Raw genomic sequence first — 23,544 nt, forward strand, 5'->3', positions numbered from 1 at the left:
GCCAGAGAATCACTCGATGTGATGACATCTGCCGCGTGAGGGCTTTACCCAGGCACTTTCTCCCCGCTATGAGGGCCATCACACCTCCGTCGCACCGCTTTCCGGCGCCCTCCCACCGCTCTCGCGGTGCACGTGCGGGAGACGCCCCGGCCCAAAGCCTTGCGGGCGGTGACGGGCCTCGCCCCCGGGGAGATGCTCCCCGGGGGCGAGAGTGTGTCCGTGCGCGGGCGGCCGCGTCAGAACTGCAGGGCCCAGCCGTTGAGCCGGCCGGTGTCCCACCACGCGTTGTCGCTGACGCGCAGCTTCCAGGTGCCGTTCGCCGGCTCCGCGGAGGCGTCGACGGTGTAGGTGGTGCGGATGTCGTTCGCGCTGCCGCCGCTGCCGTACGACTTCAGCGTGTACGCCGTGCCGTCGGGGGCGACCAGCTGGATCTGGAGATCACCGATGTAGGTGTGGGTGATGTCGACCTCGACGGCCAGGTCCGAGGGAGCGTTGCCGGAGACACCGGAGACGGTCACCGGGGACTCGACGGTGGAGCGGTCGGCGATGGTGTAGCCGCTCGTGTTCTCGAAGCGGTCGCCGGGCGGGGGCGGGGTGGTGTCCCCGTCACCCACGTACAGCAGGCGGTTGGGCGATCCGCTGCCCGGGTTGCCGACGACGCCGGTGGTGGCGGCGGAGGTCAGCGCGGAGGAGACCTCGGCGGGGGTGGCCGAGGGGTGGCCGGCCAGGTGGAGGGCGGCGGCGCCGGCGACGTGCGGGCTCGCCATGGACGTACCGGAGATGGTGTTGGTGGCCGTGTCGCTGGTGCGCCAGGCGGAGGTGATGGAGGAACCCGGTGCGAACAGGTCCAGGACGGAACCGTAGTTGGAGTAACTGGCCCGGGCGTCGCCGGAGGTCGTGGCGCCGACGGTGATTGCCTCGGCCACCCGGGCCGGGGACTTGGTGGAGGCGTTGGTGGACTCGTTGCCGGCCGCGACGACGAAGGTGACGCCGGAGGCGATGGCGCCCCGGACGGCCGCGTCGAGGGTGCTGTCCGCCCCGCCGCCGAGCGACATGTTGGCGACGGCCGGCTTGACCGCGTTGCGCGCCACCCAGTCGATGCCGGCGACGACCTGGGCGGTGGTGCCGGAGCCGGAGTTGTTCAGCACCCGCACGCCGACGACCCGCGCCTTCTTCGCCACGCCGAAGGAGCTGCCCGCGACGGTGCCGGCGACGTGCGTGCCGTGGCCGTGGCCGTCCTGGGCGGTGTTGTCGTTGTCGACGGCGTCATAGCCGTAGGAGGCGCGGCCGCCGAAGTCGTTGTGGGTGATGCGGACGCCGGTGTCGATGACGTACGCCGTCACGCCCTCCCCGCCCGAGTCCGGGTAGGTGTAGGAGTTGTCGAGCGGAAGGCCGCGCTGGTCGGTCCGGTCCAGGCCCCAGGAGGGCGGGTTGGGCTGGGTGCCGGTGACGTGGAAGGTGCGGTTCTGGACCACGGTCGCGACGGCCGGGTCGGCGGCGAGACGTTTCGCCTCGGCCTCGGAGGCCTCCACCGCGTAGCCGTTGAGCGCCTTGGTGTAGGTGCGCTCGATGTCGGCGCCGTACTTCTCGGCCAGGGCGCGGCCCTCGGCGGAGCCGGAGCGGGCCTCGTCGGCCTTCAGGGTCACGAGGTAGCTGCCGGGGACGGCGTTCGGGGCGCCCGCGTACTGGATGCGGCCTTCGGGTGCGGCCGGGGCCGCGCCCGCGGGGAGAGCGGAGACCAGGCTCGCCACGAGGGCCGCGGTGGTCGCGGCGCCGAGGGTGGCCAGTCTTCGCCGGGGGTGACGCGTCACTGCCATGTGAGGGTTCCTCCTCGGTCGGTGGTGCGTGTGCTGTGGGGGGTGGTGCGCTCGACGCACACGTCGCGCGTGTGGCGCAACGAACCGGCCATTGGCAGGATCATGACAAACCACGGCGGCCAAGTCCGTGCGTCAGCGGAAAGATTGAGGGGTCCACAGGATTTGCACAAGGGGCCCTGCACCGACGTGACGGCCGGGACGGTGACAACGCGACACCGGGCGGCCCGCCGCACGGGGCGGGCCGCCCGGTCGGGTCCGGGTGGGTCCTCAGCCGTCGAAGGCCGTGGCGCGGGTGTGCTTCTCCCAGGCCAGGACGTCCTGGCGGACCTGGTCGAGATGGCCGAGGACCGTGTCCACCCCGTCGTCGCCGAGCGGCAGCCGCAGCGGCGCGTCCTGCGCCTCCAGGGCGGCCAGGATCACCGCCGCCGCCTTCGCGGGGTCGCCGGGCTGGCTGCCGTCACCGCCGGCGACCATCGCACGGGTCTCGGCGGCCTTGGCGTAGACGCCGCTGTCGGGACTCACCCCGGCCCTGCGGGTGTCGAACAGCGACGTCCGGAAGGAGCCCGGCTCGACGATCAGCACCCTGATGCCGAACTCCCGCACCTCGTCCGCCAGCGCCTCCGACATGCCCTCCAGCGCGAACTTGGTGCCGCTGTAGGCCCCGAATCCCGCGAAGGACATCTGCCCGCCCACGCTGCTCATCTGCACGATCGCCCCCGAGCGCCGCTCGCGCATGCCCGGCAGCGCGGCCCGCACCAGCGCGGCGGGCCCGAAGACGTGCACGTCGAACAGGTCGCGCAGCTCGTCGTCGGTGGTCTCCTCGAACGCCCCGACATGCGTACGGCCCGCGTTGTTGACCAGGACGTCGATCCACCCGTGCCGCGCCACGACGTCCCGCACCAGTTCCCCGGCGTCCTCGACGTCGGCGACGTCCAGACGCAGCGCCTCCACCTGGTCCGGGTGGGCGGCGACCAGGTCGTCCAGGGTCTCCGGCCGGCGCAGGGCGCCGACCACCACATCGCCGTCGGCGAGGGCCGCCTCGGCGATGGCCCGGCCGAACCCGCTGCCGGCTCCCGTGATCAGCCACACCTTGTTCATCTCGGCTCCTCGTGCCTCGGCTGTCCGTCGTTCCACCGACCACCCTGCCGCCGTGCCGTCCGGCCCGTCCAAGACCTACGCTGATAACCAATGGCTATGACGACCGACGTCCACCTGCGGGATCTGCGCTACTTCCTGACCGTGGCGGAGGAGCTGCACTTCACCCGAGCGGCCGAGCGCCTGTACGTCTCCCAGCCCGCCCTCAGCAAGCAGATCCGGGCGCTGGAGCGGCAGCTGGGCGTCACCCTGTTCCGGCGCGACCGGCACGGCGTGGCGCTCACCCCCGCCGGCGCGGAACTCCTTCCGCACGCCCGGCGCGTGCTGGCGGGGTGGGCGGAGGGGGCGGCCGCGGTGGAACGGGCGCGGGCCGCGCAGCGCAGCACGCTGGTCGTCGGCATGAGCACGAGCCCGGGCCGCGGGGGCCCGCTCCCGGCGATCCGGTCCCGCTTCACCGCCGCCCATCCCGACGCCGTGGTCCGGCTGCGCCAGGTCACCTGGGAGGACCCCACGGCGGGGCTCGCGGACGGCGAGGCGGACGTGGCGTTCGTCTGGCTCCCGCTGCCCGACGCCGGCCGGTACTCCTGGACGGTGGTCGCCGAGGAGCCGCGTCTGGTCGCCCTCCCCGACAGCCACCCGCTGGCCGCCCGCACCGACCTCACCCTCGCGGACCTCGCCGACGAGCCGTTCCTGGCCCTGCCCGAGGCCTCGGGCGTGCTGCGCGACCACTGGCTGGCCCTCGACGAACGCCCCGGCGGCCCGCCGCGCATCGGCGCGGAGATCGCGGGCACGGAGGAGACCTACGAGGCGCTGGTCGCCGGCCTCGGCATCTGTCTGGTGGCCCGGGGAAACGCCCCTCTGATCACCCTCGGCGGCGTCACGACCCGGCCCGTGCACGGCCTCTCCCCCTCCCGCTACGCCCTGGCCTGGCGCACCGAGGACGCCGGCCGCCCGCTGGTACGGGGGTACGCGGAGGCCTGCCGGACGGTGGCCCGGCGGGCCGCTCCGCCCCCGTCCGCGCCCTCCCGGTAGCCGGGCGGGTCCGGCGCAGGCGCGGCCCCCCGCGCTGTGCCGCACGCCTCACTCTCCGCGAGGTTACGCGCAATCAACAGCCCCTGCCCGTAAGGTTTTTGGCGCGACCCGGACAGGGGTCGGTACGGGTTGACGCGCGGGCGGAAAGGTCAGGAACAGATGATTCCGGGTCGTGACCTGCTCGCGCGCCGAAGGTGGCCGCTCCGCCGGAACCGTGCCCGCCGGCCGGCGCACAAGCTCCGAAGAGGAAGACGTGGACGCATGACCGCACCCCCCAGTCCCCAGGGCACGGCCACGGGCTCGTTATCGGGCTCGTTATCGGGCTCGTCACCGGGCCCGTTACCGGGGCCGTTGTCCGGGCTCCCGGCGCATCCGGAGATGCCGCCCTTCACCGTCCTGCTGGGCACCGACTACGCAGGCAAGTCCACCGCGCTGGCGGAACTCGCCCGGATCTCCCCCGAGGTACGGATCGTCTCCGCCGACGAGGAACTGCTCGGCCCGGGACACTCGCTGATCACCCGGCTGCGCCGCGCACTCGTGGGCGATGTGATGCCCGCCCTGCACCGCGACTACTCGCCCGACTTCATGCTCACGATGCTCCAGACGGCCGTGCTGCACCTGCGGGACAGCATCGCGCGCAGCGGCGGAGACACCCCCGTGCTGGTGGACTCGTACTACTACAAGATCCTCGCCAAGTGCCGCCTCGAAGGGCTGGACCGGCACCCCCTGTTCGACTGGTGGCGCTCCTTCCCCCAGCCCCAGCAGGTCATCTTCGTGGGGGTGTCCCCGGAGACCGCCTGGCTGCGCTGCGGCAAGGGCCGCGACCTCAACCCGCTCGAGTACTACGGCACCCGCCCCGACCGGGTGTCCTTCACACGGTTCCAGGCGGACCTGCACCTGGCGATACGCCAGGAGATCGGCTCGCTGCCCGTGTCGTTCATCGGCGAACAGGACCGGGTGTCCTCCGTCGCCCAGGGAATACGAGAGGTGCTGGTCGCGCATGAACCTGTCCGATGAATGGGCGAACCCCGACCGTGTCCGCCGCTACCGGGAGCGGGTCCTCGGTGAACGGGAGGGCATGGCCGCCGCCCTCGGCGACGCCGCGGAGCAGCAACGGCGCGTGCTGCGCGAGCTCGTGGAGTTCAACGCGGACACCGAGTACGGGCGCGCCCACGGATTCGCGTCCGTGCGTGAGGCGGCCGACTTCCGCAAGGCCGTCCCCGTCAACGACTACGCCGCGCTGTCGCCGTACATCGAGCGCATGGCAGCCGGGGAGAGCGCGGTGCTCAGCGCCGACGACCCCGCCGTCTACTTCACCAGCAGCGGGACGACGGGCAAGCACAAGAAGATCCCGGTCACCCCGGCCTTCATGCGGCACACCTTCTTCCCCTTCTACTTCGCCGCCTGGGCACCGCTCATCGAGGCCCACCCCGACGTGCTGGAGCGGCCCGACGCGGTCCTGAACCTCAAGCACGACCCCCTGTCCGCACCTCCCGTCACGGCCTCCGGGCTGCCCCATGTGGGCGCCAGCCAGGTCGACTTCGGCGCCAAGTTCGGCGAGCCGCTGTCCGCCGAGCCCGGCACGGGAGCGCCCTGGGGCGTCCTGCCGGTGCCCGTCGAGGCGAACGAGCACCTGGAGAAGGCCTACCTGCGGCTGCGGCTCGCGGCCGTGAGCGACGTGCGCCTGGTCATCGGGATCAACCCGGCGATGGTGGCGGCACTGCCGTACCAGCTGCGGCTGTGGTGGCCCCGGCTGGTGAAGGACATCCACGACGGCACGCTCGGCGGGCTGCCGCACACCCACCCCGACCCGGCGCGGGCGCGCGAACTGGAGCGGCTCGCCGGCCACTTCGGCACCATCCGCCCGGCGCACCTGTGGCCCCGGATGCGGGCGCTGTTCTGCTGGACCACCGGCATGGCATCCCTGTACCTGCCGCGGCTGCGGGAGGAGTTCGGGGCCGGAGTGGCAACGTTGCCAGCGCCCGTCGCCGCATCCGAGGGACCGGTCGGCGTGGCCCTCGACCGGCACACCTCGGCCTGCTCCCTGACGGTCGGCGCGTCGCTGTACGAGTTCCTCGACGCCGACGAGGACCTGACCCCGGACGCCACGACGCTCACCTGGGACGAGCTGGAGGAAGGGCGGGACTACCACGTCGTCTTCAGCCACATCGGCGGGCTGTACCGCTACGCGGTGGGTGATGTGGTGCGTGTCGTCGACCGCGTGGCCGGGGTGCCCCGGGTGTCGTACGCCGGGCGTGCCACCCGGTCCAGCGTCGCCGGGGAGCGCCTGCGCGACGCCCAGGTCATCCGGGCGCTGGACGAGGCGGGCCGGAGCACGGGGCTCGACGTGCGCAACGCGGCCTGCCGGGCCGACGACGGGGACGGCGGTGTGCCGTTCTACACGTTCGCGCTCGCCGGGTACGGGGCGTGGTCGGCCGCGGAGACCGAGCGTTTCGCCGCCCTGCTCGACACCGCGATCGGCCGTGAGTCGCGGGACTACCGCGCGGCGCGCGCCGAGGGCCGGCTGGGCGCGCCGACGGTGCGCCTGCTGGACGAGGAGGCGTTCCTGAGGGACTGGCACACCGCCGTCGCGACGGGTGTCCGGCCCACCCAGGTGAAGGACCGGCTCTTCCGGCAGGACCCCGCCCTGTGGGAACGACTGACCGGCACCGCGGTGCCCGGTCGGGAAGGACAGTGATGACCGGCACCCTGAACGCGGTCGAGCGTACCGCCCTGCTGACCGCCGCCCTGCGCGCGGCGGAGACGGGCCGCGAGGACCGGCTCTTCGACGACCCCTACGCCGCCCCGCTGGCCGGGGACACGGGATTCGCCCTGCTGCGGGAGCTGCGCGAGGCGACGCTGCCGCCCGGCGAGGAGCGCAGCGCCCCGAGCACCCCGGACTACAACGCCATCCGCACCCGCTTCCTGGACGAGTACCTCCACGACGCGGTCCACCGCGACGGCGTCGCGCAGATCGTCCTGGCGCCCGCCGGCATGGACTCGCGCGCCTACCGCACCGACTGGCCGGCCGGCACCCGCTACTTCGAGCTGGACCGGCCCGCCGTACTCGCCCACAAGGAGGAACGCCTCGCCTCGGAGCGGCCCCGGGTGGACCGGCGTGCCGTGCCGCTCGACCTCGCCGCACCCGGGTGGGAGGACGAGCTCCTGCGGGCCGGCTACGACCCGGACCGCCCGTCGGTCTGGCTGGTGGAGGGGCTGCTCTACTACCTCGCCGAGGAGGACGCGCACCGCCTGCTGGAGCGGGTGGCCGCCCTCATGGCACCGGGCAGCCGGATCGCCGCCGACCTCGTCAACGCGGCGGCGCTGACGCTGCCGGACGTCCAGGTGCTGCTGAAGGTGTTCGCCGACTGGGGCTGTCCCTGGGTGTTCGGCACGGACGAGCCCGAGGCGCTGTTCGCGGCGCACGGCCTGAAGGCCGAGGCGGTACAGCCCGGCGAGCCGGCCGCCGACTACGGCCGCTGGCCGGATCCGGTGCCTCCCCGCTCCGTGCCGGGGGTGCGGCGGGTGTTCTTCGTCCACGGGCGGAAGCAGCCGGCGTGAGCGGCACCGTGACCGCACCGGAGAGGACCGCCGACGGCCGGGAACGGCCGCCGGGCAGGCCCCGTGTGCTGCTGGCGCCGATCACCGTCACCCCCTCCAAGCCGCTGACCCCCAGTCACCTCAAGGGGCTGCTGTGGACCGACGTGATGTACCGGGCGAGCAGCCGGGTCGCGGACGTGACGTACCGCTACAGCCCCACCGCCTATCACCTCACCGAACAGACCCTGGGGTTCTGGGAGTACCTCGACCGCGCGGTCGGGGACGCCGACTACTCCGGTCTGTCGGAGGAGGAGATAGGGGAGCTGTACGTCGGGTACCGGGCGGAGGAGGAACGGCCCGGCGCCGCCGCGCTGCGGCCGTACGCCGAGGCGGTCGAGGAGGACGGCTGGGTGCATCCGGCCGGGGCGCGGGTGCTCCAGCTGTGGGCCGGGCACTACGCGCGCCTGGGCATGCACGACCCCGGGCTGCGGGAGCACCAGCCGCCCGCGCTGGGGGCCGAGCAGTCACTCGAGCGCCTCGCCGAACTCGGGTTCTGCCTCGATCTGCGCCACTGCGGCGGCCCGGTGTACCTGGACGCCACCCGGTACGGGCTGCCGCTGCGCCAGATCGTCGACCCCGACGGCCGCCCGAACTACCTGGCGTGCATGATGCGGGAGCTGCTGCCGCTGGCCGGGTCCTTCGACGAGATCGTGCTGCTCTACGACCGCGAGCTGGAGGCCGACTACCACCTGGTGGAGCGGGTGCTGGCGGCGAGCGGCGCCGCGGTCCGCCGGGTGGTGCTGGGCCGGGTGCCGATCGACGGCCGGATCCGGTCGGCGCGGCACGGCGGCTGGGAGGGGCACACCGTCGGCGCGCTGCTGCGGGAGCTGGGCGAGGAGTACGACGACCAGGTGCTGCGGCTGGGGGTGCGCCTGTACTTCATCGCGGTGCTCGGCGCGGGACAGCAGCAGTCGTTCCGGTGGGAGGTGCTGCGCCAGAGCATGGCCCGGGCCTCCCGGCTGCTCTCCGGCGACCGCGCGCGGGACCCGGCGCCGGTCGCGGAGGTGCTGGCCCGTCACCGCAAGGACCACCTCCACGTCAATCCCTACCGCCTGACCGCCGGCCTGCTGGCCAGGCATCGCCCCGCTCCCGCCCGGGACCTCCTGGAGGCGGTCTACCTGTGATCATCTCCCAGCAGTTGCTGCGCGCCGAGAACGCCCGGCGCATACGCGAGGCGCGGCCGGAGCTGGCCGAGCGGTTCGACCTGCTGACCGAGGAGGGGCTGCTGGCGGCCCAGCGGGACATGGCTGCGGTGGGCGCGGAGCCGAAAGTGCTCGCGGTGTGCGTGCTGCGCGACCTCGACCTGCCGTCCTGGATCAGGGAGACGTACGCGTTCGCGCGCGGCGTCCGAGGGGAGACGGCGGCCGCCTGGCGGCGCGACTTCACCCGGACGGTGTTCCTGGTCGGCAATCCGGCCCAGGTGCGGGAGCGGTTCCGCTTCGCTCACATCGCCCAGGACGCCTCGACCGCCTGGCTCGGGCCGGGGCCCGCCGAGGAGAGCACCGCCCTGCGCCGGCTGCTCAAGCTGTTCCCGGCGACCGCCGGGCCGCCCGCCGTGCCCCGGACGGCCGTGGAACTGCCCGCGGACGGACCGCCCGGCGACCGGGCCCCGGTGCAGCGGGAGCTGTACCTGGCCACGGCCGGTCCGACGGCCGCGGACCGCCTGGTCCATCTGCACCATCTGCTGAGCGAGGCGGTGCTCGACGGTGTCCTCGGTCCCGGCGACCGGCTGCTGCTGCGGCCGGTCCCGCGCCTGGTCGGGATCGCGGGCCCGTTCGGGGCCCTGCGGATCGTTCCCTCGCCGGAACGGCCCCAGGAACTGCACGCCCTCGCCGCCCTCGGTCCGGCCCGTCTGCTTCGGCAGGAGGAGTGAGGAAGGAGGCGGCGCGGGGCGCGTCGGGCGCGGCACGACGTCGCCCGAGGGGGCCGAGCGGGCCGACGCGGTCCTGAGCGCGGGTGGCGTCCGGGTGTGCGCACACCCGGACGCCACCCGAGGGGCCACGGGCCCACGCAGTCCTGAGCGCATGAGGCACGCGGACGTGCGCGTACCCGGACGCCGCGTCGCCTTGCGGCGTGCGGCATCGGGTGCGCCTCACAGGCCATGGCTGAACGTGGGGCGACGAGCGGTGGTCAGGTGGCCGGGGTCCGGTGGGAGGACAGGGCGCAAGGCAGCTCGACGGTGACCCGGGTGGGACCGCCGGCCGGGCTGTCGAGGGCGAGGGTGCCGTCGAAGGCGCCGAGCCTGCGCTCGATGCCGGCCGGCCCGCCGCCCCGCGCCGGATCCGCGCCGCCCCTGCCGTCGTCGGTCACGGTGATCCGCAGCCTCCCGTCGTCGTGGCGCAGGTCGACCGGGACGTGCTCGGCCTCTATGTGCTCGGCCACGGCCGGGGGCGGTGCTGCCTACACCCCGACGGTCCGCTGATCCAGCAGCCCCTCGCCGCACAGCTCTGTCCACAGCTCCGGCGGGACCGGTGCGGCGAACGCCTCGGCATTGCGCCGCACCTCCTCGGCGGTGCGCATGCCGACGGCGATGCCCGCGACCGCGGGGTGGAGCAGCGGGAAGGCCATGGCGGCCTGGGGGACGGTGACTCCGTGCGCCTGGCAGACGTCGGCGATCCGGTGGACCCGCTCCACCAGTTCGGGGGTCGCGGAGCCGTAGTCGTAGCGGGCTCCCGCGGAGGGCCGCTCGGTGGCCAGGAGACCGGAGTTGAAGACGGACGCGGCCACCACCGACACTCCGTGCTCGAGGCAGGCCGGCAGCAGATGGTCCAGGGCGCTGTGGTCGAGCAGGGTGTAGCGCCCGGAGAGCATCACCACGTCCGGGTCGGCCTCCCGCACCAGGCGCGTGAGCTTGCCGGCGTCGTGCATGCCCGCGCCGATCGCCCCGACGAGGCCCTCGGCGCGCAGCTGAGCCAGCGCGGGGTAGCCGTCGCGCAGCGCGTCCTCGAAGTGCTGTTCGGCGTCGTGCAGGTAGAGGACGTCGATCCGGTCGAGGCCGAGGCGGGTGAGGGAGTCCTCGACGCTGCGGCGGATGCCGTCGCGGGTGAAGTCCCACACCCGTCGGTGAGTGGCCGGGACGGCGAAGGAGTCGTCCGTCCGCCCCCGCGCGTCCTGCGGCACGAGCAGCCGCCCGACCTTGGTGGACAGCGTGAACCCGGCCCGGGGCTTGCCGCGCAGCAGGTCCCCGATCCGGCGCTCGGAGTGGCCGATGCCGTAGTGCGGCGCGGTGTCGAAGTAGCGGATGCCCGACTCCCAGGCGGCGTCCAGCGCCCGGGCCGCGGTGGCGTCGTCCAGCGGCTCGAACAGTCCGCCCAGCGGACCGCCGCCGAACCCCAGCCGGGTGATCTCGGCATCCGTACGCCCCAGCCGATGGGTCTCCATGAGCCGTCTCCCCTTCGCTCCCCGCACAGCTCGGTCAACGGGACCCACCTTGCCACGAAGCGGGGCGTGCGGCCGCCGAGTTATTGCCTCGAGCGATCACGCGGGGCTCCACCCGACGGCGGGAACGGGCGGGCCGGCCACGGCCCGCCCCCCGAGGGCGCCGACGGCCCCCGGTCCGCGACTCGCGCCTCAGGCCGACTCCCGCAGCACCAGTCGGTCGTCTCCTGGCTCGGCCACGACGCGAAGTTCGTGACCGACACCAGCCGCAACGGCAACGGATCGAACGGCGAGTGGTGCAACCCGCCCGGCCGCCGACTCGGCACCCCGGCCCAGGTGGGCGCCGACCCCACCGGTGGCGGGAGGGTGTCTCAGGTGGCTGCGAGGGCCTCTGTGGGTGGCAGGCGGGCGGCTCGCACGGCTGGGTAGAAGCCGGCCAGGCCGCCGATGACGAGTGTCGCGCCGAGGCCGCCGGACATCGCCCACGCGGGTACCACGGAGGGCCAGCCCTGGTAGGTGGCGTAGCCGCCGGTCACGCCGATGCCGAGCAGGATGCCTCCCACTCCGCCGAGGGCGGACAGCAGCAGGGACTCGCACAGGAACTGGGTGCGGATCTGGCCGCGGGTCGCGCCCAGCGAGCGGCGCAGGCCGATCTCGGCGCGGCGTTCCAGCACGGAGATGACCATGGTGTTGGCGACGCCGACGCCGCCGACGAGCAGCGCGACCGCGCCGAGGCCGAGCAGCAGCCCGCCCAGCGTCTCGTCGGTGGCTTCCTTGGCGGCGAGGGCGTCGGAGGGTCGGGAGACCTCTACGGCGCTGGGGTCCTCGGGGTTGGCGGTGGCGCCGAGCACGGCCTGGACGTCGGAGACCGCCGCGGGCTGTGCGCGGGTGTACACGGTCGTCGGATGGCCGTCGTAGCCCAGCTCCCGCTCGGCGACCGGCCGGCCGACCAGCGCGGCGGAGTCCAGTTCGGGGACGAGCTCGTTGGCCGCGAGGAGTCCGACCACGGTGAACCAGCGCCCGCCGAGCCACACCTGGACGTCGGGCCCCGACTCGTGCACGGCCAGCTGTTCGGCGGCCTTCAGGCCGAGGACGACGGCCGGGTACCGCTCGTTGGCGCTGTTGAGCCACTGACCGTCGGTGATCTCGGTCCCCAGCGTCTTCATCAGGGCGGTGTCGGCCGCGTAGACGCCGATGCCGCCCGTCTCCGTCGCCGGGACGTGGTCGTTGCGGTAGACCTTGGCGTCCGTCAGACCGACCGCGGCGGCCGACTCGACGGGGCCGATCCGCTGGACCATCTCCACCGCCTCGTAGGGCAGACGGGCCTCTCCCCCGCCGAAGGACTGGCCGGGTCCGACGGTGAGCAGGTTGGTGCCCAACGCATCCAGCCTGCGGTTCAGTTCCTCCTGGCTGGAGGTGGAGATGCCCACGACGCCGATCATCGCGGCGATGCCGATGGCGATGCCCAGTGCGGAGAGGAAGACCCGCAGGGGGCGCGAGCGCAGGCCGGAGCCGCCGACCCGGAGCACGTCCGCGGGGGACAGCCGGGCCGGGCGGGGGCGTTCCCGCCCGGGGCGGGGTGGTGCTGCCGTGCTCATGTCCCCATCCCCTGGTAGCTCCCTCGCCGGCCTGCGGCCTGGATGTCCGAGTCGTGTTCGATACGGCCGTCCTTGATCCGGACCTCGCGTGGCAGGGAGGCGGCGATGTCCCGGTCGTGGGTGATGACCACGACCGTCGTTCCGGACCGGTGCAGGTCGTGCAGCAGTCCCATCACGACGGCGCCGGAGCGGGAGTCGAGCGCGCCGGTGGGTTCGTCGGCGAGCAGGAGCGGCGGATCGCCGAGCACGGCGCGGGCGATGGCCACGCGCTGCTTCTCCCCGCCGGACAGCTGGTGCGGTTCGTTGTGGAGCCGGTGTCCGAGACCGACGCGGCGCAGCGTGCGCTCGGCGAGGCGGCGCCGCTCGGCGCGCGGCTTGCTGCTGTAGAGCAGTCCGTCCGCGACGGAGTCCACGGCCGGCACACCCGGGGCGAGGTGGAAGGACTGGAAGACGAACCCGATCGTCCCGGCGCGCAGCGCGGACAGCTCGCGGTCGCTGAGGTCCTCGACGGCGTGACCGTCGACGCGGACCGTGCCGGCCGAGGGACGGCTCAGTGTCCCCATGATGTTGAGCATCGTGGACTTGCCGGAGCCCGACGGGCCGACGATGGCGAGCAGTTCGCCGCGGCGGACGGTCAGATCGGCGCCGGCCAGGGCGGTCACGTCCCCGTACGTCTTGGACACCCCGGCCAGTTCGATCACGGGCGCGGTCACTTCGGGACCCCCACGACCAGGCCGTCGGTGACGCCCTCACCGGACACCTCGACCATGCCGCCCGCGAACATGCCGAGGTCGACCGGAAGGTACTCGATGCCCGTGCTGCCCACGGTCTCCAGGGCGTAGCCGCCCTCCCGCAGTGCCACCAGCGCGTTGACCGGCACCGTGAGCACGTCCTCGCGGGACTCCGCGGCCAGGGTGACCTCGACCGGGGCCGCCTGGTAGCGGCCGAGCCTCTTCTGGTCCCCGACCTTCAGCTCGACGGGAAGGGTGGCCTCCCCGGCACCGCTCCCGCCGGAGCCGGCCCCGCCCTCTTCGCCGCCGGCCACGGCCGTGGCCGCGGTCCCGATGTCGGACACCTCGGCGTCGACCGAGGTGCCGTCCGGGAGTTCGACCGTGGCCCGGGTGGCGTTCTCGCCGTCCTCGACGAGGTCCTCGAACTTCGCTTCGAGGTCGACGGTGATGATCCGCTCCGTGCCGGTCCAGGTGAGCACGTCCCCGGCGGGAGCGGAGCCGCGTGGGGCCCTCACCTCGGCGACCCGCCTGGCGCCGGAGGCGACGACCGCGTCCCCGGCCCGCACGGTGCCGGTCTCCTCGCGGCCGAGGTCCTCCTGCCAGGCACGTACGGCGTCGTCCGTGCCCTGCGTGAACTCCTCGTCGACGGTGAAGCCCGTGTAGCCGAGGGCGGAGAGGTTCTTCTCCAGCAGTTCGACGTCCTTGCCCTCGCTGCCCACGGCGAGCGTGCGGTAGAGCGGGGTGGAGCCGTACAGCAGCGGCACCTTCTCCTCGTCGACGCTGTAGACGGCCTCGCCGCGTTCGATCGTCTCGCCCGCGGCGGGCAGCCAGGTGATGATGCCGGCGCCGGTGTCGCCGGACGACTGGCCGGACTGGCCGCCCTGAGCGGACGGGTCGCCGGAGCCGCTCGCGGCGGGGGCCCGGACGGCGGTGGCGCTGCCGTATCCGAGCGTGCCGTCGACGGTCTCGGTACGCGTCAGCGTGGTGCGCTGCACCTTGGCGGTCCTGGGCGGGCCCGACGGGGCCGCGGCGACGGGTTCGCCGTCACCGCCGAGGGCTCCGGTGGCGGCGACGGCACCCGTCGCGGTCACGGCGATCGCGGCGAGCAGGATCAGTGAGGTGCGCAGCCGGTGCCGCCTGCGGCGCGTGGCCGGCGCGGACTCGGCCCGGTCGTCCTCGTGGTTCGCGCCGTCCATGAGAGGGTGCGGCTCCCGCGCGGTGTCCTGGGTGGTCACTCTCCGGCGCTCCCGCTTCCGGCCGGCATCGTGTCGCGGCACTGCTCCATGGCGTCCTGGAACCCGGGATCGTCCCGCTGCTCCCGCACACTGTCGTCGAAGCCCTCGGGGCCCGGGTCCTCCATGTCCACGCCCTGTTCCCGCATGCAGCCGGCGAACTTCCGGGCCTCCTCCTGATCGAACTGCCGCTCAGTGGCCAGGGACTGCGGCATCAGGTCCCGGCACGCGGTCATGACCTCTTGCATCTTCTCCGTGTCCACGCCACCGCCCGTGACGCTGCCGCGGTTGAGCTCTCCGGTCTCCGGGTCGGGGTCCTCCATGGCGACACCGTGCTCACGCACACAGTCGACGAATTCCTGGGACTGCTCGGCATCGCTCCTGTCCGCACCGGGGGCGGCGGAGGTGCCGTCGCCCACGGAAGCGACCTGCGACGTCTCGTCGCCGGAGCTGCCACACCCCGTCAGCAGACCCAGTGCCAGCACCGCGGTGGCGGGCACGGTGAGTGCGCGGATCATCAAGGTCCTTCGCATCGTTGCCACTCCTCTTCTCGGTACGCCGCCGGCTGCGGACCAGCCGGCCGGCCGTACGGGTGGCGATGCTGGCAGGGCAGGTTCAAAGCAGCCTGCGGTGAACCTCGAAGCCACCTGGGAATAGCTGTGTCTCCGCGCCCGCGCGCGATCGGCCGCGGCTACGTCGCTGCGGTGCACGGCAGGACGACCCGGAACGTGGCACCCGCTCCCGGTACGGCGGCGGCCAGCTCGATACGCCCCCCGTGTGCCTCGACGAGCGCGGCGGCGATGGACAGGCCGAGTCCGCTGCCGCCGCCCGTGCGGGCCGGGTCGGCGCGGTAGAGGCGCTCGAAGACGTACGGGGCGTGCTCGGGCGGGACGCCGGCTCCGGTGTCCGCCACCTCGACCACGGCCACGGGCGTGCCGGGCGGCGGCGCGGTGCCGACCCCCACAGCGGCCGGGCCGGCGAGCGGGGCCCGCGCCGGTCCGAGGCGGACGGTGATCCGTGCCTGTCGCGGTGTGTGCCGGTCGGCGTTGACGAGGAGGTTGGCGAGGACCTGCCGCAGCCGGAGCGGGTCGCCGGTGACGGTGACCGGCCCGGGGGAGCCGGTCCCGCCGAGACCGGTCAGCCGCACCGTGCGCAGCGGCGAGCGGGCGTGCAGATCCCGTACGACCTCGGCGGCCAGCTCCAGCAGGTCGACGGGGCGCCGCTCGGGCAGCCGCCGCTCGTCGAGCCGCGCGAGCAGCATCAGATCCTCGACGAGCACGTCCATCCGGCAGGCCTCCTCCTCGATGCGCCGCATCCCGTCGTCGGCGTCGCCGCCGCGCCGGGAGAGCTCGGCGAAACCGCGGATGGAGGTGAGCGGGGTGCGCAGCTCGTGCGAGGCGTCGGCGAGGAAGCGCCGCAACCGCTGCTCGGAGGCCGTACGCGCGGCGAATTCGGACTCGACCCGGCCGAGCATCAGGTTCATCGCGCGTCCGAGCCGCCCCGGTTCGGTGTGCGGGTCGGTGTCGGTGACCCGCCGGGTGAAGTCACCGGCCGCGATGGCCTCCGCGGTCGTCTCCATCCGCGTCAGCGGCCGCAGGCCCAGGCGGACGACCAGCGCGGCGGCGCCGCCGAGCAGGGCGAGAACGACCGCCATCACGATCGCGTCGATCAGCAGCAGCCGGTCGGTGGTCTCCTCGACCTGCTGAAGACGGGTGGCACCGACGGTGAAGGCACCGGTCGCCGACGGCTCGCCGACGTGCACACGCCAGTCGCTGCCGCCGTCCGCGGCCGGCACCGTGAACAGCGATCCGGCCCTCTCCAGCAGCTCCGCGGCGTCCGGCAGCGCGGGCTCGCCGTACTCGGGCTGCTCGGGGACGCCGGTGACCGGCTCCCCGTCCTTGTAGAAGTAGATGATCGAGTCGAACCGCAGGGCGAGCAGGTCGTCCGCGTCCGACCGGCCCTTGGCGAACCGCTCCAGCTCCTGTGGGCCGGCTCCGTCGAACCGTTCTGCCTGGGCCCGTCCGCTCATGGACCTGAGCTGCGCGTCGACCCGGTCGACCAGGTAGGAGTTCAGCAGGAGCAGCCCGGCGGCGTTGGCCCCGAGCACCGCCAGCGCGGTCAGCCCCGTGGCGATCACCGTCAGACGCGAGCGCAGTGTCCAGTGCTGCCAGCTGCGCGGACGCGGCATCAGCCCTCCCCGCGAGGCAGCCGCAAGGTGTACCCCACGCCGCGCACGGTGTGCAGCAGCGGCGGTCCCGCTGAGTCGATCTTCTTGCGGAGGTAGTAGACGTAACTCTCCACGATGCGGCTGTCGCCGCCGAAGTCGTAGCTCCACACCCGGTCCAGGATCTGCGCCTTGCTGACGACACGGCCGGTGTTCTCCAGCAGGAAACGCAGCAGGTTGAACTCGGTCGGCGACAACGCGACGGCGCGCCCGCCACGCTGGACGGTGTGGGCGTCCTCGTCGAGCTCCAGGTCGGCGTAGCGCAGCACGCCGTCGCGTCCGGGCTCCTCCCGCGCGCTGCCCGCCGCCTGCGTGCGACGCAGAATCGCACGGATACGCAGCACGATCTCCTCGAGGCTGAAGGGCTTGGTGACGTAGTCGTCGCCACCCGCCGTCAGGCCGGCGATCCGGTCCTCCACGGTGTCCCGGGCGGTGAGAAAGAGGACCGGCACGTCATGGCCGGTGGCACGCAGCCGTCGCGCGACCTCGAAACCGTCGATGTCCGGCAGCATCACGTCGAGAACGACGATGCCCGGCCGTGCCGACTCCGCCGCCGTCAGCGCCTCGAAACCGCCGGCCGCGGTGACGGTCCCGAAACCGACGAGACGCAAGGTCTGCGAGAGCAGATCGCGGATGTTCGGCTCGTCGTCGACGACGAGCACCGTGGTCCGGGCAGCGGCATCAGTCACGGCACCATCCGTACAGCAGGAACCTCAAAGAATCCTGAGAGCCGCGGACGCCTCCGCCGGTCGCACCGGAGGCGTTCCAGCCGTCGGCGGGGCCGCGGGGTTCTCCTCGACGGCTGCGGAGACGAGACCAGGAAACCGAACGGGATCCGCACCCTCATCCGCGATGTACGGCGTCCAGGGCTTCGGTGAAGTAGACGGCGAGCGGCCGGTCCGCGTCGGCTCGGGTCCAGGCCTCTCCGGCAACGTCGAGACATGTGATCGCACTCGCCACGACGGCCGCGGCACGCAGGTCGGCCGTTTCCTCGGGCGGGCCAAGGCGCCGGCGCACCTCGGGGAGGAGGTCGGACTGCCAGCGCAGGTGCTTCTCGATGCTGCGGGCTCGCAGGGACGGGCTGCCGTACATCATCCGTGCGACCGCGAGCGTGCGCTCGTCGTCCTCTTCCGCGTCTCCGACGGCCAGGATCGCGGAGCGCAGCGCCGTCCACAGATCCTCTTCATCGGGACGCTTGGCGAGTTCGGCACTCACCTTCGCGCCCTCATCGGCAAGGTCGCCGAGGACGATGTCCTCTTTCGTTCCGAAGTAACGGAAGAACGAGCGCCGGGACACGCCCGCCACGGAAACGATCTCGTCGATCGTGGTCCGGTCGAACCCCTTCCGGAGGAAGAGGTCCATGGCGACCTGGGCGATCTCCGCCTGGACGGAACGACGTGTCCGGTCCCACAGCCGCTCCGCCGAACCTGCGCTTTCCGTCATGCGATCAGCATAGCCACGCGTCACCCCTGCCTTTCGGCGGTCATCGGCTCTGTGCCATGGCGCGGGTCATCGTCCGTCCGACGGTTCGGGTCATCCGACGGCGGCCGAGCAGACGCGAGACACCGGCGACGACCCGGTTCCCGCCTCCGACGATGACGCTCGGCTGCGGGTTGCGGCGGTCGAGCGCCCCCAGCGCTGTCCGGACGACCGCCGAGGCCGGCATCCGCCGGGCGTTGCCGCTCGCGCTCTCGCCCGCCACGTCGAAGAACTCCGTCTGCGTCGCCCCCGGGGAGACGGCGAAGACCGTCACGCCCGAACCCCGCTCCTCGTACCAGAGCGCCTCGGTGAAACTGAGCACGAACGCCTTGGACGCACCGTAGACGGCCATGGTGGGACTCGCGCTGTACGCGGCCATGCTCGCGATGTTGATCAGGAAGCCCTCTCCCCGCTCGCGAAGGCGCGGCAGGAAGGCATGGCTGATCTCCACGACCCCGAGGACATCGAGCGCGACCTCGGCCTTGAGCCGATCGAGCTGTTCGTCGCGGAAGAACCCGTGGTTGGCGACACCTGCGTTGTTCACCACTCCGGCGACATCGATCCCGAGCCGGTCCGTCTCGGCACGCAGCGCTTGCCCCGCCCCCGGTTCCGTCAGATCCATCGGCAGGGCCACGGCACGAGCGCCGTGGGAAGCGGACAGCTCCGAGGCCAGCGCCTCAAGGCGGGCGGCGCGGCGGGCGACGAGCACGGTGTCATGGCCGCGGCCCGCGAGCTGTCGTGCGAACTCGGCGCCGATGCCCGAACTCGCCCCGGTGACGAGTACCGCTCCCGATGTGTTCATACCTTTCCCGCCTTCTCGTGTGCATGGGTTGGTCCCTGACCAACACAGTTACCGTATGCCAGTCTGGCACCAAGTGCCAGGATGGCATACGGTCACCTCACCACGGGAGCGACGCTCCGTCGCCCCAGAGAGGAAAGGGCCATGAGCGAAGCGACCCACCCATCCGCGGCGCAGCGGAGAAGCAGAGGTCGTCACGTCCTGTTACTGATCACGTCGGCGGTGGTGGCGTGGACCCTGGCGACGTCCCTGCCCACGCCCCCGTTCGTTCCCACCGCCGGCACCCGTTCCGCTGACGCTCCGCCGACGAGCGGGTCGCCGGTTCGTTCGTGCGAGAGCATGATCGACGTGCGGCTGCCCGGCAGGACGGTCGAGAGCGCCACTTCGGTCAGTGCCTCGGAAGACCTCCCGGCCTACTGCGACCTTCAGCTCACGGTGACCGACCCTCCGTCCGATGCGTCCTTCCGGGTCGGGATGTTCCTCCCCTCCTCGGCATGGAACGGGCGGTTCGTCGGTACCGGTGGCGGTGGCTTCGTGGGCGGGGGGCCGGACGAGCCGTGCGGCCGGTACGACCCGTGCTCCCTGGCTGCCGGATACGCCACGGCGAACACCGACGCCGGAGTACCGACGACGGACAACCAGGGGGAGTTCGCGCTCAACCCCGACAACACCCTCGACACGCCCGTCATCAACGTCTGGAATCACCTGTCGATCCATCAGACAGCCGTCAGCGCCAAGAAGCTGATCGCCGCCTACTACGGCAGGGGCCCCGTCCATTCCTACTTCCACGGCGGCTCGGCCGGTGGCCGGCAGGCGATGATGGAGGCACAACGCTACCCGAACGACTATGACGGTCTCGCCGTGTTCTGGCCCGCGGTGAACCTGTCGCGCCGGTCGCCAAGGGGTCGGGGTGGTAGGGAAAACCGGGCAACTCCTCGGACATGCCTGTCACGCTACCTGCGCGCAGGAAGGCCGTGCCGGACTGCACCCGCCCTCGGTCCGAAGGCGGTCACGGCCGCAGCAGCCGAGCCTGCGGGTCATAGCAAACGAGCCCCATCGATGCCGTGAGATCGGCGGCGTAGGCCGAAGCCTCCTCGGCCATGCTGTACCGCATCGGGAAGTAGATGAACGGCCCGGACGCCTCGCCGATCAACGGCCCCGTCGACCAAGGGGAGGTGTCCTCCTCGTCTTCCGTGAGATCTACCCACCGCGCCAAGAGCCCAGCAACGTACTCCGCGATACGCGGTGAGGGTGGAAACTCTTCCTCCGTGTCGATGTAGCGGTCGTACATCTGCGTGAGGACCTCGCCCGCGATCACATCGTCAGCGGGCTTGCTGCCTTCCCACACCGCCAGGTCGTAACTCATGGCCGAACTGTGCCACGCCCTACTGACAGCACCGGCTGGCGTCGACCAGCAGGCCAGCCGCACCAGACGTCCGACGGCGCTGTTACGTTCCGTCCCATGACCGCATCAGACGCCCTGCTCCGCCGGATCGAGCAGGAGCCTTCCCTTGCCACCGCGCTCGCCTGGCCTGGCGATTTCGATATTGAGCGCCGGGATCCCATCGAGGAACTTGCCCTTTCTACCAGGATCCCCCTACACGCGATAGCCGGTTGCGGCGCCGGCGGCACGTACTACCTGTGCGGGGATGCTGAGGCCGACGAGAGGCCCGTCCTCTACGCCGACTCTGAGGGACAGGCCACACTGATCGGCGCCGACCTCGTCGAGGCCATCACGCTCATCGTGGTGCTGCCCTTCTGGCGCGACCTGGCGAAGGGCTTCGCGATCAGCGAGCTTGGCTCGGACCTTCGGGCCGACCACCCGGACTTCGACGCCGAGCGCGACCGCCTTCTGCACGCTCTCGGGCTTGCCTCCATCCCCGAGGAGGAGGCTGCCGCTCGCCTGCTGGCTGTGGCTGCACGCACGGCCGCGGACTACGTGCCGCGCGTAGCGGACGACGATCACCTGCCGTACGAGCTTCTGTTTCCGAGCAGCCCTGCATAGCGAAGCCAGCGCTTGACGTCAGTACCGGGCGATGACCTGTCGCAGGACCGTGCCCAGGAGGTCCTCCAGCGCCTGGATGCTGGCTGGTGGTAGTGGCAGCTCGCATTCTGGGTCTGTGGTGACAAGGCTGTACCTGGCGAAACCCACAGCCTCGACGTAGTCGAGGGCGTTCAAGTCCGTCTGGGCAGAGCAACAGGGCATCGTCACGTCAAGCGCGTCGAAATAGCCGTCCGGCAGGGCTGCCGTGTCCATCGCGTCGCCCCACCAGTCTTCGATGTCGGAGCCGCATACGGGGCACCGGACACCACACCAGTTCTCCCCGGCATCAATGAAGGCTGTGCCTGGGATGTCCCAGACGTCGTAACCGCCCAACGCCTCAGGAACCAGTTGTCGTAGCCGGGCTTGCGCAGCCTCGCTCGCAGCGGGCGCAGGCGAAAAGTGCGGGTCCTTGGGTATGAGGTGGAGCAGCGTGATGCTCACGCTGCCGACCAGCCGTCCAGCGAGACCTCCGAGCCGTCATTCAGGTAATGGTGGAGGGCGCTGGCGGTGGTGTCGACGAAGGCTTCGGGGATGGCGTTGGCGTCGACCCAGCAGACCTGCGAGTGCTTGCGGGGTTCGCGGTTCTCGGGTTCGCCGGTCCATTCGTGGGCGGCGAAGACGACCGTGAGGAAGCCGTTGGGGGCTTCGACGCCCCAGGCGCCGTGGATGATGTGGGCAACCTTAAGGGACTCGGGCTTCACGGTGAGGCCGGTCTCCTCGTAGAGCTCGCGGACCGCGGTCTCCGTGATGGGCTCGCCTGGTTCGCTCTTGCCGACGGGGAGGTCCCACAGGCCCTGAGCGAACTTGGCGTTCTCGCTGCGCTGGAGGAGGACGACGCGGTTGGTGGTCTTGTCGTGGACGATGACGGCGGCGACCAGCAGGGTCATGGATTCGAGCGCCGGCTTCAGGGCCTTCGGCTGATCGTCGGTCTGCTGGGCCACGGTGTTCCCTTCGTCGGATGGGTTGTTGGGCATGTTAGGCGAGGGCCTCGCGGGCGCGGCGGGCGAGATCGGCTGCGCCGGGAACGCGGCGGCGTTGGTAGACCGCGAGGGTGGAGCGGATCGAGGTGATCGCCTTGCGGGTGCGGTCGGAGGTCATGCCCTCCATGAGAACCAGGGCCTGGGTCCAGGCGGCGACTGCTTCGTCGGCGCGGGCCTGGGCGGCGAGGCTGTCGCCGAGGTCGGCGTGGGTGAGGGCGTGGACGCGCTTGTACTTCTCGGGGTCCCAGCGGGTGAGGGCGTCTCGGTGCTGCTGCTCGGTGCCGATGTGGTCGGCGAGGTCGGTCAGGGTGCGGGCGGTGTGGCTGGCCACGGTGCCGGCGGCGGGGCCGCTCACGCGGGAGTAGCTGGGCTGGGGGCCGTCGTCTCGTAGGAGGGCGTCCTCGGCGGCGAGCAGGGCGCGCGCGGCCTGGGGGTTCTCGTTCACGGCGGCGTAGGCGCGGGCGTGGGTGATGTGGAGGAGAGCCTCGGTCTGACCGTCGACGTGGCCGAGACCCGTGCGGAGGGCGCCTTCGACGAGGTCTACGCAGTGGTGGGGCTGTTTGAGGCTGAGGGCCTGGTGGGCGAGGGCGCGCATCATCCAGGCGGCGTGGCCGTAGGGGTCGGCTTCGCAGGCGAGCTTGTAGCCGACCTGGTAGTAGCGCTGGGCGGCCCCTTCCTGGCCGAGGTCGTGGTGCTTCCACCCTGCGAGGTAGGCGAGTTCGGCGACGGCGCCGAAGGCTGCCCGGCGTAAGGCTTCATTGGGGAAACGTCCGCGCAGCATGGGGGCGGCTGTGTCGGCGAGGTACGCGGTGACGGTGGTCAGTCCGTGCCCGCCGCCGAGGCGCTCGTCGGCGGCGCTGAAGGCCGCCGTGATCTGCCGTACGACGTCCACGTCCTCTGCCCCGACCACGGACGTGCCGGTGCGGGCGCGGAGCATGCGGGCAGTGGCTTCGTGGTCGTATCCGAGCGGCATGGCGACGCCGGCGGTGGTGAAGGCCGCGATGGCGAGGAAGCAGCGGCGCTCGACGTCGGCGCGGCCCAGGTCGGTGGCGGCGAGGACAGGGTCGGATTCCGCCGGCGCTTCGTCATCGCTGGCCTGGAGGCCGATCTCGGTCTGGGTGACCGTGCGCCCCGCTCGGCGGGACAGCGCCTCGGTCAGGTACTGGCCTACCCGGCCCGACGGGGCGCGGGTGCCGTTCACCCAGTGCGAGATGGCCGACTTGTTGGTCTGGAGGATCTCGCCGTTCTCGGCCGCGATGCGCCGCACGTCTCTGGCGAGGGCCTCGTAGGTGCAGTCGACCGCCGCGATGACGTCGCGCAGACGGGAGTTGGGTTCTCTCGGCGCCGCCACGATCGCCTCCACTCCGGAGCTGTAAACCGCGTATACCGCTTCAACTGCCTTCCACCGTACCCACTGAGCGTGACCACCGGTTCACTTATCAGCAGCCGCCCGGAACGGCACGACCGTGATCCAGGCTCCCCCTTGGTCCGGGCGCCACCCCGAAGTTCCGTACGCCCACACCGGGCTCGAGCAT

The 23,544-nt window shown here is 72.3% G+C and carries 23 protein-coding genes and 2 pseudogenes; 9 read left to right on the forward strand and 16 right to left on the reverse strand.

The features are described from left to right. Positions 1-236 precede the first annotated feature (236 nt). Together AC5L3C_RS12760 and AC5L3C_RS12765 are read right to left on the reverse strand one after the other, a co-directional pair. Positions 237-1,817 (reverse strand): S8 family peptidase, encoded by a 1,581-nt coding sequence (locus AC5L3C_RS12760; RefSeq protein ID WP_493649092.1) that lies wholly within the window; start codon positions 1,815-1,817, stop codon positions 237-239. 267 nt (positions 1,818-2,084) lie between these two features. Further along, positions 2,085-2,915: an SDR family NAD(P)-dependent oxidoreductase gene (locus tag AC5L3C_RS12765; RefSeq protein WP_493649093.1), complete on the reverse strand. Its 831-nt coding sequence runs from the start codon at positions 2,913-2,915 to the stop codon at positions 2,085-2,087. Positions 2,916-3,005: 90 nt separating this feature from the next. Here AC5L3C_RS12765 and AC5L3C_RS12770 point away from each other — a divergent pair, with 90 nt between their 5' ends. The 6 genes from AC5L3C_RS12770 (at position 3,006) to AC5L3C_RS12795 (ending at position 9,417) form a co-directional block, all read left to right on the forward strand. After that, entirely contained in the window at positions 3,006-3,944 is a 939-nt protein-coding gene (locus AC5L3C_RS12770; protein ID WP_493649094.1) for a LysR family transcriptional regulator, read from the forward strand. A 378-nt stretch (positions 3,945-4,322) separates the two neighbouring features. Beyond that, entirely contained in the window at positions 4,323-4,961 is a 639-nt protein-coding gene (locus AC5L3C_RS12775; protein WP_493649095.1) for a hypothetical protein, read from the forward strand. Further along, entirely contained in the window at positions 4,945-6,642 is a 1,698-nt protein-coding gene (locus tag AC5L3C_RS12780; RefSeq protein ID WP_493649096.1) for a GH3 family acyl-acid amido synthetase, read from the forward strand. The genes AC5L3C_RS12775 and AC5L3C_RS12780 overlap by 17 nt, the downstream gene beginning before the upstream one ends. After that, entirely contained in the window at positions 6,642-7,505 is an 864-nt protein-coding gene (locus tag AC5L3C_RS12785) for a class I SAM-dependent methyltransferase (protein ID WP_493649097.1), read from the forward strand. The genes AC5L3C_RS12780 and AC5L3C_RS12785 overlap by 1 nt, the downstream gene beginning before the upstream one ends. Continuing rightward, entirely contained in the window at positions 7,502-8,668 is a 1,167-nt protein-coding gene (locus tag AC5L3C_RS12790) for a hypothetical protein (RefSeq protein ID WP_493649098.1), read from the forward strand. Before AC5L3C_RS12785 ends, AC5L3C_RS12790 begins: the two co-directional genes overlap by 4 nt. After that, entirely contained in the window at positions 8,665-9,417 is a 753-nt protein-coding gene (locus AC5L3C_RS12795; protein ID WP_493649099.1) for a DUF6182 family protein, read from the forward strand. Before AC5L3C_RS12790 ends, AC5L3C_RS12795 begins: the two co-directional genes overlap by 4 nt. Positions 9,418-9,674: 257 nt before the next feature. Here the strand turns inward: AC5L3C_RS12795 and AC5L3C_RS12800 are convergent. Continuing rightward, positions 9,675-9,920, reverse strand: a pseudogene (locus AC5L3C_RS12800) (sensor histidine kinase); the annotation flags it as partial. 24 nt (positions 9,921-9,944) lie between these two features. Next, positions 9,945-10,925, reverse strand: a complete 981-nt coding sequence (locus tag AC5L3C_RS12805; RefSeq protein WP_493649100.1) for an aldo/keto reductase — start codon at positions 10,923-10,925, stop codon at positions 9,945-9,947. A gap of 231 nt (positions 10,926-11,156) precedes the next feature. Here AC5L3C_RS12805 and AC5L3C_RS12810 point away from each other — a divergent pair. Then, positions 11,157-11,264 (forward strand): annotated as a pseudogene (locus AC5L3C_RS12810) (glycoside hydrolase family 6 protein); the annotation flags it as partial. A gap of 29 nt (positions 11,265-11,293) precedes the next feature. On the opposite strand, the gene AC5L3C_RS12815 reads toward AC5L3C_RS12810, so the two are convergent. The 8 genes from AC5L3C_RS12815 to AC5L3C_RS12850 all read right to left on the reverse strand — a co-directional run bounded on the left by AC5L3C_RS12815 (position 11,294) and on the right by AC5L3C_RS12850 (position 18,988). Continuing rightward, entirely contained in the window at positions 11,294-12,520 is a 1,227-nt protein-coding gene (locus tag AC5L3C_RS12815) for an ABC transporter permease (protein WP_493649101.1), read from the reverse strand. Beyond that, complete coding sequence (locus tag AC5L3C_RS12820; protein WP_493649102.1) at positions 12,517-13,233, reverse strand: ABC transporter ATP-binding protein; 717 nt, start codon at positions 13,231-13,233, stop codon at positions 12,517-12,519. The genes AC5L3C_RS12815 and AC5L3C_RS12820 overlap by 4 nt, the downstream gene beginning before the upstream one ends. Next, a complete protein-coding gene (locus AC5L3C_RS12825; RefSeq protein ID WP_493649103.1) occupies positions 13,230-14,486 on the reverse strand; it encodes a peptidoglycan-binding domain-containing protein in 1,257 nt (418 codons plus the stop codon). The genes AC5L3C_RS12820 and AC5L3C_RS12825 overlap by 4 nt, the downstream gene beginning before the upstream one ends. Further along, complete coding sequence (locus AC5L3C_RS12830) at positions 14,483-15,016, reverse strand: hypothetical protein (protein ID WP_493649104.1); 534 nt, start codon at positions 15,014-15,016, stop codon at positions 14,483-14,485. The genes AC5L3C_RS12825 and AC5L3C_RS12830 overlap by 4 nt, the downstream gene beginning before the upstream one ends. Positions 15,017-15,174: 158 nt before the next feature. Next, the gene (locus tag AC5L3C_RS12835) at positions 15,175-16,671 is read right to left on the reverse strand and encodes a sensor histidine kinase (protein WP_493649105.1); all 1,497 of its coding nucleotides are present in this window, start codon (positions 16,669-16,671) and stop codon (positions 15,175-15,177) included. Next, positions 16,671-17,396, reverse strand: coding sequence for a response regulator transcription factor (locus AC5L3C_RS12840; RefSeq protein ID WP_206302300.1), 726 nt, complete (start codon positions 17,394-17,396; stop codon positions 16,671-16,673). The genes AC5L3C_RS12835 and AC5L3C_RS12840 overlap by 1 nt, the downstream gene beginning before the upstream one ends. Positions 17,397-17,550: 154 nt before the next feature. Further along, a complete protein-coding gene (locus tag AC5L3C_RS12845; protein WP_493649106.1) occupies positions 17,551-18,150 on the reverse strand; it encodes a TetR family transcriptional regulator in 600 nt (199 codons plus the stop codon). Positions 18,151-18,190: 40 nt separating this feature from the next. Further along, positions 18,191-18,988: an SDR family NAD(P)-dependent oxidoreductase gene (locus AC5L3C_RS12850; RefSeq protein ID WP_493649107.1), complete on the reverse strand. Its 798-nt coding sequence runs from the start codon at positions 18,986-18,988 to the stop codon at positions 18,191-18,193. Positions 18,989-19,129: 141 nt separating this feature from the next. On the opposite strand from AC5L3C_RS12850, the gene AC5L3C_RS12855 reads away from it, so the two are divergent. Beyond that, the gene (locus AC5L3C_RS12855) at positions 19,130-20,053 is read left to right on the forward strand and encodes a tannase/feruloyl esterase family alpha/beta hydrolase (protein WP_493649108.1); all 924 of its coding nucleotides are present in this window, start codon (positions 19,130-19,132) and stop codon (positions 20,051-20,053) included. Here AC5L3C_RS12855 and AC5L3C_RS12860 read toward each other — a convergent pair. Further along, positions 19,995-20,351 (reverse strand): hypothetical protein, encoded by a 357-nt coding sequence (locus AC5L3C_RS12860; RefSeq protein ID WP_493649109.1) that lies wholly within the window; start codon positions 20,349-20,351, stop codon positions 19,995-19,997. The genes AC5L3C_RS12855 and AC5L3C_RS12860 overlap by 59 nt on opposite strands. Positions 20,352-20,447: 96 nt before the next feature. Between AC5L3C_RS12860 and AC5L3C_RS12865 the strand changes: the two genes are divergently transcribed. Next, entirely contained in the window at positions 20,448-20,990 is a 543-nt protein-coding gene (locus AC5L3C_RS12865) for a hypothetical protein (RefSeq protein ID WP_493649110.1), read from the forward strand. Between the two features lie 18 nt (positions 20,991-21,008). On the opposite strand, the gene AC5L3C_RS12870 is transcribed toward AC5L3C_RS12865, so the two are convergent. From AC5L3C_RS12870 to AC5L3C_RS12880, 3 genes are read right to left on the reverse strand one after another with little or no spacing between them, the layout of a single operon-like run. Beyond that, complete coding sequence (locus AC5L3C_RS12870) at positions 21,009-21,470, reverse strand: hypothetical protein (RefSeq protein WP_493649111.1); 462 nt, start codon at positions 21,468-21,470, stop codon at positions 21,009-21,011. Next, positions 21,467-22,003, reverse strand: a complete 537-nt coding sequence (locus tag AC5L3C_RS12875; protein ID WP_493649112.1) for an NUDIX domain-containing protein — start codon at positions 22,001-22,003, stop codon at positions 21,467-21,469. Before AC5L3C_RS12875 ends, AC5L3C_RS12870 begins: the two co-directional genes overlap by 4 nt. A 1-nt stretch (position 22,004) precedes the next feature. Then, entirely contained in the window at positions 22,005-23,360 is a 1,356-nt protein-coding gene (locus AC5L3C_RS12880; RefSeq protein ID WP_493649113.1) for an NsdA family TPR-like regulatory protein, read from the reverse strand. Positions 23,361-23,544 lie beyond the last annotated feature (184 nt).

The sequence above is a fragment of the Streptomyces speibonae genome, from assembly GCF_984686075.1.

Coding starts and splice junctions, on each gene's coding strand:
- AC5L3C_RS12760 (WP_493649092.1), bottom strand. CDS start 1,817: ATGGCAGTGACGCGTCACCCCCGGCGAAGACTGGCCACCCTCGGCGCC.
- AC5L3C_RS12765 (WP_493649093.1), bottom strand. CDS start 2,915: ATGAACAAGGTGTGGCTGATCACGGGAGCCGGCAGCGGGTTCGGCCGG.
- AC5L3C_RS12770 (WP_493649094.1), top strand. CDS start 3,006: ATGGCTATGACGACCGACGTCCACCTGCGGGATCTGCGCTACTTCCTG.
- AC5L3C_RS12775 (WP_493649095.1), top strand. CDS start 4,323: ATGCCGCCCTTCACCGTCCTGCTGGGCACCGACTACGCAGGCAAGTCC.
- AC5L3C_RS12780 (WP_493649096.1), top strand. CDS start 4,945: ATGAACCTGTCCGATGAATGGGCGAACCCCGACCGTGTCCGCCGCTAC.
- AC5L3C_RS12785 (WP_493649097.1), top strand. CDS start 6,642: ATGACCGGCACCCTGAACGCGGTCGAGCGTACCGCCCTGCTGACCGCC.
- AC5L3C_RS12805 (WP_493649100.1), bottom strand. CDS start 10,925: ATGGAGACCCATCGGCTGGGGCGTACGGATGCCGAGATCACCCGGCTG.
- AC5L3C_RS12815 (WP_493649101.1), bottom strand. CDS start 12,520: ATGAGCACGGCAGCACCACCCCGCCCCGGGCGGGAACGCCCCCGCCCG.
- AC5L3C_RS12830 (WP_493649104.1), bottom strand. CDS start 15,016: ATGCGAAGGACCTTGATGATCCGCGCACTCACCGTGCCCGCCACCGCG.
- AC5L3C_RS12835 (WP_493649105.1), bottom strand. CDS start 16,671: ATGCCGCGTCCGCGCAGCTGGCAGCACTGGACACTGCGCTCGCGTCTG.
- AC5L3C_RS12845 (WP_493649106.1), bottom strand. CDS start 18,150: ATGACGGAAAGCGCAGGTTCGGCGGAGCGGCTGTGGGACCGGACACGT.
- AC5L3C_RS12850 (WP_493649107.1), bottom strand. CDS start 18,988: ATGAACACATCGGGAGCGGTACTCGTCACCGGGGCGAGTTCGGGCATC.
- AC5L3C_RS12855 (WP_493649108.1), top strand. CDS start 19,130: ATGAGCGAAGCGACCCACCCATCCGCGGCGCAGCGGAGAAGCAGAGGT.
- AC5L3C_RS12860 (WP_493649109.1), bottom strand. CDS start 20,351: ATGAGTTACGACCTGGCGGTGTGGGAAGGCAGCAAGCCCGCTGACGAT.
- AC5L3C_RS12865 (WP_493649110.1), top strand. CDS start 20,448: ATGACCGCATCAGACGCCCTGCTCCGCCGGATCGAGCAGGAGCCTTCC.
- AC5L3C_RS12875 (WP_493649112.1), bottom strand. CDS start 22,003: ATGCCCAACAACCCATCCGACGAAGGGAACACCGTGGCCCAGCAGACC.